Origin of the sequence: Pseudomonas sp. R32 (genome assembly GCF_009866705.1) — a bacterium.
Lineage (GTDB): Bacteria > Pseudomonadota > Gammaproteobacteria > Pseudomonadales > Pseudomonadaceae > Aquipseudomonas > Aquipseudomonas donghuensis.
The window spans coordinates 106,816-115,000 of the sequence record NZ_CP019396.1 but is presented as its reverse complement, the minus strand read 5'-3'; the positions used below and the strand labels follow the sequence as shown (position 1 = coordinate 115,000).

Here is an 8,185-nt window from a genome sequence, read left to right as displayed (position 1 = left end):
CGGCGAACTTGCGGAACTGCCCGTCGTTGCCCACGGTGAGGATGAAATCGCCGTCAGCAGTAGGGAAGTCCTGGTAAGGCACGATGTTGGGATGGGCATTCCCCAGACGCCGAGGCGGCGTGCCGGTGGTGAGGTAGTTCATGGCCTGGTTGGCCAGGCAGGCAACCTGCACGTCCAGCAGCGCCATATCGACATGCTGGCCGCCACCATCGCGGTCACGATGGGCGAGGGCGGCCAGGATCGCCACGGTCGAGTACAGCCCGGTGAGGATGTCGGTCAATGCGACACCGACCTTTACCGGACCGGCACCTTCTTCACCCTCTGGCCGCCCGGTCAGGCTCATCAAGCCACCCAGGCCCTGGATCATGAAGTCGTAGCCGGCACGCTTGGCGTAGGGCCCGGTCTGGCCGAAGCCGGTGACCGAGCAATACACCAGGCGCGGGTTGATCGCCTTCAGGCTCTCGTAATCCAACCCATAGGCAGCCAGCCCACCCACCTTGAAGTTCTCGATCAGCACATCCGACTTGGCTGCCAGCTCGCGCACCAGGCGCTGGCCCTCGGGCTGGGTGAAGTCGATGGTCAGCGAGCGCTTGTTGCGGTTGGCCGCCAGATAGTAGGCCGCCTCGCTGGTGTTCTCGCCGCAGGCATCCTTAAGGAAGGGCGGCCCCCAGGCGCGCGTGTCATCGCCGCTGCCCGGGCGCTCGACCTTGATCACTTCGGCGCCCAGGTCAGCAAGTATCTGCCCGGACCAGGGCCCGGCCAGCACTCGCGACAGATCCAGCACCCGCAGATGAGATAGCGCACCCATGGCTGGCTCCTTATTAATAGAAGGACTGGATGCCGGTCTGCGCGCGACCGAGGATCAGCGCGTGCACGTCGTGGGTGCCCTCATAGGTGTTGACCACCTCGAGGTTGACCAGGTGACGGGCCACACCGAACTCGTCGGAGATACCGTTGCCGCCCAGCATGTCGCGGGCCATCCGGGCGATGTCCAGGGCCTTGCCGCAGGAGTTGCGTTTCATGATCGAGGTGATTTCGACCGCAGCGGTGCCCTCATCCTTCATCCGGCCCAGGCGCAGGCAGCCTTGCAGGGCCAGGGTGATTTCGGTCTGCATGTCGGCCAGCTTCTTCTGGATCAGCTGGTTGGCTGCCAGCGGGCGACCGAACTGCTTGCGGTCCAGGGTGTATTGGCGCGCGGTGTGCCAGCAGGCCTCGGCGGCGCCCAGGGCACCCCAGGAAATGCCATAGCGCGCGGAGTTCAGACAGGTGAACGGACCTTTCAGGCCGCGCACATCCGGGAAGATGTTCTCTTCGGGCACGAACACGTTGTCCATGACGATTTCGCCGGTGATCGAAGCGCGCAGGCCGACCTTGCCGTGAATCGCCGGGGCACTCAGGCCCTGCCAGCCCTTTTCCAGGACGAAGCCGCGGATGTCGCCAGCATCATCCTTGGCCCAGACCACGAACACGTCGGCAATCGGGCTGTTGGTGATCCACATCTTGCTGCCGCTCAGGCGATAGCCGCCGTCGACCTTCTTGGCGCGGGTGATCATCGAGCCCGGATCGGAGCCGTGGTCGGGTTCGGTCAGGCCGAAGCAGCCGATCCACTCGCCGCTGGCGAGCTTGGGCAGATACTTCTGCTTCTGCGCCTCGGTACCGAATTCGTTGATCGGCACCATGACCAGGGAGGACTGCACGCTCATCATTGAGCGGTAGCCGGAATCGATACGCTCCACTTCCCGGGCAATCAGGCCGTAGCACACGTAGTTCAGGCCGCTGCCGCCGTATTGCTCGGGGATGGTTGCGCCAAGCAGGCCGACTTCGCCCATCTCGCGGAAGATCGCAGGGTCGGTCTGCTCGTGACGGAACGCTTCCAGCACGCGCGGGGCCAGCTTGTCCTGGGCGAACTGATAAGCGCTGTCACGCACCATGCGCTCTTCTTCAGTGAGCTGTTGGTCGAGCAACAGCGGGTCGATCCAGTTGAAGCTTGCTTTACCGGCCATGAGCGAATCCTCGAGAAATGGGACCAGAATTGTTGTGCATTGATCCTAGGCCCGTTCAGGCGACGAGACAAACGAGGATTGCGCATGCTCTTGTGATAATTTCTCACTTCGTAATGGTCACAAAGGCCATCTTTACGCCTTATTAGTGAGGTTGATGTACATGCGGCGCAAGATCCCCAGTACCGCGGCCCTGGTCTGCTTCGAGGCAGCCGCCCGCCACGAGAGCTTTACCAAGGCTTCCCAGGAGCTATCCCTGACCCAGGGCGCCGTATGTCGGCAAATCGCCGGGCTGGAGGAGTTTCTTAATGTCGAACTGTTTCGCCGCTCCCGCCGCGGGGTGAAGCTCACCGAAGCCGGGCTTTCCTATAGCCGCCGGGTCGCCACCCAGCTCGATGCGGTGGAGCGCGACACCTTGTCGGTGATGGGCCAGCAGGGCGCCAACGTCATCGAGCTGGCAGTGGTACCAACCTTCGGCACCCAATGGCTGCTACCGCGGCTGAAGGACTTCCAGCAGCGCCACCCCGAGGTCACGGTCAACCTGACCAACCGCACCCGGCCGTTCCTGTTTGCCGATACCAGCTTTGACGCGGCGATCTACTTCGGTGACGCCGACTGGCCGGGCACCGAGTCCCATCGGCTGATGGGCGAAAATCCGGTGCCGGTGTGCAGCCCGGCGCTGCTGGCTGACAACCAGCAACTCACACCCGAGCAGATCGCCCAACTGCCACTGCTGCAGCAGACCACCCGGCCCTACGCCTGGCGCCAGTGGTTCAACAGCCTGGAAATGAGCGTCGCCCGCGACATGACCGGCCCGCGCTATGAGCTATTCTCGATGTTGGCACAGGCTGCCATGCACGAGATGGGCGTGGCGCTGATTCCACCCTTCCTGATCCAGCGCGAACTGGCAGAGGGGCGCCTGGTAGTGGCCAGTCCGCACGCGCTGTCGAGCATCAAGGCTTACTACCTGATGATCCCCGAGCGCAAGGTGGAATCCGCTTCGCTGCGGGCCTTCCGCGACTGGTTGGTAGGGGAGGCGAGCCGCTACGCTGCAGCCCATAAGGATGACAGTTATAACCTGACCCCGTAGTCAATTAAATTGAAACCCTACAGATATACGGAAATGTCGCATTTTCACCAACTGTTTCAGACAGCCCCGCGAAAGCCCTTAACCCTGCTGTTTATGCGGCTTTCACAGCATAAATCGCGCTTTGCGCCAGGCATTCAGCAAATTCGGCGGAAAATTTTCAATTTTTACCGTAATCTCCCTGAAGCCCGCGTTTGGCGGGCTCCAGGCCTGTTCTTGCGACATTCGGTCACAGGGTGACTTGTAGTTTGATTGCCGTCACCCTTCAAAACTGGTTGAAGCGATTCAGGAATCACCTGCAAAATGCCGCGCCCCGCCTGAATTCGGCGGGATCGTGCTGATCGGCCGCCCCAACGCACCATCCGCAGTGCGCTGGTTTACCAACAAAAGATCACGCAGGAGAAATGACGTGCACATTGGTGTTCCTCTCGAAACGCAGACGGGCGAAACACGGGTTGCTGCAACCCCGGAAACCATCAAGAAACTGATTGGCCAGGGGCATCAGGTCACCGTCCAGAGCGGCGCCGGCATCAACGCCAGCGTTCCGGACAGTGCCTATGAAGCAGCAGGCGCCACTATTGGCAGCGCTGCCGATGCGTTTGGAGCTCAGCTGGTTCTGAAAGTTGTAGCCCCTGACGATAGCGAACTGGCCCAGATCAAGAGCGGCACCGTCCTGGTGGGCATGCTCAATCCATTCAATAACGAAACCATCGCCAAGATGGCCGAGCGCGGCATTACCGCCTTTGCCCTTGAAGCCGCGCCGCGCACCTCGCGGGCACAAAGCCTCGATGTGTTGTCGTCGCAAGCCAACATTGCCGGTTACAAGGCCGTGTTGCTGGCCGCTCACCACTATCCGCGCTTCATGCCGATGCTGATGACGGCCGCCGGGACCGTCAAGGCTGCCCGCGTGCTGATCCTCGGTGCCGGTGTCGCGGGGCTGCAGGCCATCGCCACGGCCAAGCGCCTGGGTGCGGTGATCGAAGCGTCGGACGTGCGTCCGGCGGTGAAGGAGCAGATCGAATCGCTGGGCGCCAAGTTCATCGATGTCCCTTACGAGACCGATGAAGAGCGCGAGTGCGCCGAAGGTGTCGGCGGCTATGCGCGGCCCATGCCGGCCAGCTGGATGCAGCGCCAGGCCCTGGCGGTGCACGAGCGCGCCAAACAGGCCGATATCGTCATTACCACCGCACTGATCCCCGGCCGCAAGGCACCGACCTTGCTCAGCGCCGAAACCGTGGCGCAGATGAAACCTGGCTCGGTGGTCATTGACCTGGCCGCGGCCCAAGGTGGCAACTGCCCGCTGACCGTCGCTGACCAGGTGGTGGTGGAGCAGGGCGTGACCATCGTCGGTCCGACCAACCTGCCAGCCCAGGTCGGCGCTGATGCCTCGGCCCTGTATGCACGCAACCTGCTCGACTTCATGAAGCTGCTGTTCGACAAGGACGGCGCGCTGACGATCAACCTCGAAGACGACATCGTCGCCGCGTGCCTGATGTGCCGCGACGGCCAGGTCATCCGCAAGAACGGATAAGGAGCCAGACAATGGAAGACATGCTGATCTCTCACAACGTCTATAACCTGATCATCTTCGTGCTGGCGATCTATGTCGGTTACCACGTGGTCTGGAACGTCACCCCGGCGCTGCACACACCGCTGATGGCGGTCACCAACGCCATCTCCGCCATCGTCATCGTCGGCGCCATGCTGGCCGCCGCGCTGACCGTCACGCCGCTGGGCAAGACCATGGGCACCCTCGCGGTGGCCCTGGCAGCGGTCAACGTATTCGGTGGTTTCCTCGTCACCCGGCGCATGCTGGAGATGTTCAAGAAGAAAGCCCCAGGCAAGGGCGCAGCGAAGCAAGAGGGGCAGAAGTAAACATGAGCATGAACCTGGTAACACTTCTCTACCTTGTCGCCTCGGTGTGCTTCATCCAGGCGCTCAAGGGCCTGTCGCACCCGACCACGTCACGGCGCGGCAATCTGTTCGGCATGCTCGGCATGGCCCTGGCGATCATCACCACCATCGGCCTCATCTATAAGCTGGGCGCAGAGCTGGCTACCGATGGCATCGGCTACGTGATCGTCGGCCTGCTGGTCGGCGGTACCGCCGGCTCGATCATGGCCAAGCGCGTTGAAATGACCAAGATGCCCGAGCTGGTTGCCTTCATGCACAGCATGATCGGTCTGGCGGCAGTGTTCATCGCCGTTGCCGCGGTGGTCGAGCCGCAATCGCTGGGCATCGTTGCCAGCATCAGCGACCCGATCCCTAGTGGTAACCGCCTGGAGCTGTTCCTCGGCGCCGCCATTGGTGCGATCACCTTCTCGGGTTCGGTCATTGCCTTCGGCAAGCTGTCGGGCAAGTACAAGTTTCGCCTGTTCCAGGGCGCACCGGTACAGTTCAGCGGCCAGCACAAGCTGAACCTGATCCTCGGCCTTGCCACCATCGGCCTGGGCCTGATGTTTACCTTCACCGGCAGCTACAGCGCCTTTGCCCTGATGCTGATCCTGGCGTTCGTCATGGGCGTGCTGATCATCATCCCGATTGGCGGCGCCGACATGCCGGTGGTGGTGTCGATGCTCAACAGCTACTCGGGCTGGGCTGCGGCGGGTATCGGCTTCTCGCTGAACAACTCAATGCTGATCATCGCCGGCTCCCTGGTCGGTTCGTCCGGTGCGATCCTCTCGTACATCATGTGCAAGGCGATGAACCGCTCGTTCTTCAATGTGATCCTCGGCGGTTTCGGCGGCGCGGCAGAAGCGGCCGGCCCGGCTGGCGCCAAGGAAGCCCGTCCGGTGAAATCCGGTTCGGCCGATGACGCGACCTTCCTGCTCAGCAACGCCGACACTGTGATCATCGTTCCTGGCTACGGCCTGGCAGTAGCGCGCGCCCAGCACGCACTGAAAGAGCTGACCGAGAAACTGACCCACAACGGCGTGACCGTGAAGTACGCGATCCACCCGGTAGCGGGGCGCATGCCCGGGCACATGAACGTACTGCTGGCCGAAGCCGAAGTGCCGTACGACCAGGTGTTCGAGATGGACGACATCAACTCCGAGTTCGGCCAGGCCGACGTGGTCCTGGTGCTGGGCGCCAACGATGTGGTCAACCCGGCGGCGAAGAACGATCCGAAATCGCCGATTGCCGGCATGCCGATCCTCGAAGCCTTCAAGGCCAAGACCATCATCGTCAACAAGCGCTCGATGGCCAGCGGCTATGCCGGCCTGGATAACGAACTGTTCTACCTGGACAAGACCATGATGGTCTTCGGCGACGCCAAGAAGGTCATCGAAGACATGGTCAAAGCGGTCGAATAAGCCGTTCAATCCGCTGTGACAAATAGCCCCAGTGCGGTACCGGCTGGGGCTTTTTCATGCCCGGCCAGCCGACAGAAGGCTCTATTTCAGGGCTTCGCATTCGACCTTGGTCGCGGGACGAAGCCAGGCGAAAACACTAGACTGCGCATCTAGCTTTAGTAGCCCGAGATAACAATCCATGTACCGTGATCGTATCCGCTTGTCCTCCCTGCACAGCAAGGTAATGAGTGCGGCTGATGCCGCTGGCCTGATCGAGGACGGCATGACCGTCGGCATGAGCGGTTTTACCCGTGCCGGTGAAGCCAAGGCCGTGCCCCATGCACTGGCCGAACGCGCCAAGCAGTCGCCCCTGAAAATCAGCCTGATGACCGGCGCAAGCCTGGGCAACGACCTCGACAAACAGCTGACCGAGGCCGGTGTACTGGCCCGTCGCATGCCGTTCCAGGTCGACAGCACCCTGCGCAAGGCCATCAACGACGGCAAGGTCATGTTCATCGACCAACACCTGTCGGAAACCGTCGAGCAGCTGCGCAACCAGCAGCTCAAGCTGCCGGACATCGCGGTCATCGAAGCGGTCGCCATCACCGAGCAAGGCCACATCGTGCCGACCACCTCGGTGGGCAACTCGGCCAGCTTCGCGATTTTCGCCAAACAGGTGATCGTCGAGATCAACCTGGCGCACAACGCCAACCTGGAAGGTCTGCACGACATCTATATCCCGACCTACCGCCCGACCCGTACGCCGATCCCGCTGGTAAAGGTCGATGACCGCATCGGCAGCACCGCGATCCCGATCGACCCGGCCAAGATTGTCGGTATCGTCATCACCGAGCAGTCGGACTCGCCGTCCACCGTGCTGCCGCCAGACGACGAAACCCAGGGCATCGCCAACCACCTGATCAACTTCCTAAAGCAGGAAGTGGACGCCGGGCGCATGACCAACAAGCTCGGCCCGCTGCAGGCCGGCATCGGCAGCATTGCCAACGCGGTAATGTGCGGCCTGATCGATTCCCCATTCGAAGACCTGACCATGTACTCCGAAGTACTGCAGGACTCGACCTTCGACCTGATCGACGCCGGCAAGCTGAGCTTCGCCTCGGGCAGCTCGATCACCCTGTCGACCCGTCGTAACGCCGACGTGTTCGGCAACCTGGAGCGCTACAAGGACAAGCTGGTCCTGCGCCCGCAGGAAATCTCCAACCACCCTGAAGTGGTCCGCCGCCTGGGCATCATCGGTATCAACACCGCCCTTGAGTTCGACCTGTACGGCAACGTCAACTCCACTCACGTCTGCGGCACGCGGATGATGAACGGCATCGGTGGCTCGGGTGACTTCGCCCGCAACGCGCACCTGGCGATCTTCGTCACCAAGTCGATTGCCAAGGGCGGGGCGATTTCCAGCGTGGTGCCAATGGTCAGCCACGTCGACCACACCGAGCACGACGTCGACATCCTCGTCACCGAGCAGGGCTTGGCTGACCTGCGCGGCCTGGCGCCACGCGAACGTGCCCGGGTGATCATCGACAACTGCGTGCACCCGGATTACCGCGACGCGCTGAACGACTATTTCACCCGCGCCTGCGAACGCGGCGGCCACACGCCGCACATTCTGCGCGAAGCCCTGGCCTGGCACGAAAACCTGGAAGAAACCGGGCGCATGCTCGCCAGCTGACCTGCACAGTGACCCGCCGGTTGTGTGCAATGCCAACCGGCCGGGCAACTGATTTATTTATCCAGGCAAAAACTGTTCTACTGTACCGGTGATTTCACCGCCTTTTTCCGCT

The 8,185-nt window shown here is 62.1% G+C and carries 7 protein-coding genes (1 of these 7 cut by a window edge); 5 read left to right on the top strand and 2 right to left on the bottom strand.

From position 1 onward, the window contains the following. A protein-coding gene (locus PspR32_RS00550; protein WP_036995324.1) for a CaiB/BaiF CoA transferase family protein crosses the window boundary here: on the bottom strand, window positions 1-808 show its 5' portion. Its footprint begins 413 nt before the window's first position; only the first 808 of its 1,221 coding nucleotides appear in the window; the start codon lies at window positions 806-808; its stop codon lies off the left edge, out of view. A gap of 13 nt (window positions 809-821) precedes the next feature. Continuing rightward, window positions 822-2,003 (bottom strand): acyl-CoA dehydrogenase, encoded by a 1,182-nt coding sequence (locus PspR32_RS00545; protein ID WP_010222582.1) that lies wholly within the window; start codon window positions 2,001-2,003, stop codon window positions 822-824. Between the two features lie 160 nt (window positions 2,004-2,163). Between PspR32_RS00545 and PspR32_RS00540 the strand changes: the two genes are divergently transcribed. From PspR32_RS00540 to PspR32_RS00520, 5 genes are all read left to right on the top strand, one after another. Further along, window positions 2,164-3,090 (top strand): LysR family transcriptional regulator, encoded by a 927-nt coding sequence (locus PspR32_RS00540; protein WP_010222583.1) that lies wholly within the window; start codon window positions 2,164-2,166, stop codon window positions 3,088-3,090. 406 nt (window positions 3,091-3,496) lie between these two features. Beyond that, a complete protein-coding gene (locus PspR32_RS00535) occupies window positions 3,497-4,618 on the top strand; it encodes a Re/Si-specific NAD(P)(+) transhydrogenase subunit alpha (protein ID WP_010222584.1) in 1,122 nt (373 codons plus the stop codon). 11 nt (window positions 4,619-4,629) lie between these two features. Continuing rightward, window positions 4,630-4,962, top strand: coding sequence for an NAD(P) transhydrogenase subunit alpha (locus tag PspR32_RS00530; RefSeq protein ID WP_010222585.1), 333 nt, complete (start codon window positions 4,630-4,632; stop codon window positions 4,960-4,962). Window positions 4,963-4,964: 2 nt separating this feature from the next. Continuing rightward, window positions 4,965-6,401 carry an NAD(P)(+) transhydrogenase (Re/Si-specific) subunit beta gene (locus tag PspR32_RS00525; RefSeq protein WP_010222587.1) on the top strand — a complete coding sequence of 479 codons (1,437 nt, stop codon included), beginning with the start codon at window positions 4,965-4,967 and terminating at the stop codon, window positions 6,399-6,401. A 178-nt stretch (window positions 6,402-6,579) separates the two neighbouring features. Further along, entirely contained in the window at window positions 6,580-8,073 is a 1,494-nt protein-coding gene (locus tag PspR32_RS00520) for an acetyl-CoA hydrolase/transferase family protein (RefSeq protein ID WP_010222588.1), read from the top strand. Window positions 8,074-8,185: the final 112 nt, after the last annotated feature.

Excerpts from the sequence above, each read along its gene's own strand:
- PspR32_RS00545 (WP_010222582.1), bottom strand. The coding sequence starts at position 2,003 with ATGGCCGGTAAAGCAAGCTTCAACTGGATCGACCCGCTGTTGCTCGAC.
- PspR32_RS00540 (WP_010222583.1), top strand. The coding sequence starts at position 2,164 with ATGCGGCGCAAGATCCCCAGTACCGCGGCCCTGGTCTGCTTCGAGGCA.
- PspR32_RS00530 (WP_010222585.1), top strand. The coding sequence starts at position 4,630 with ATGGAAGACATGCTGATCTCTCACAACGTCTATAACCTGATCATCTTC.
- PspR32_RS00525 (WP_010222587.1), top strand. The coding sequence starts at position 4,965 with ATGAGCATGAACCTGGTAACACTTCTCTACCTTGTCGCCTCGGTGTGC.
- PspR32_RS00520 (WP_010222588.1), top strand. The coding sequence starts at position 6,580 with ATGTACCGTGATCGTATCCGCTTGTCCTCCCTGCACAGCAAGGTAATG.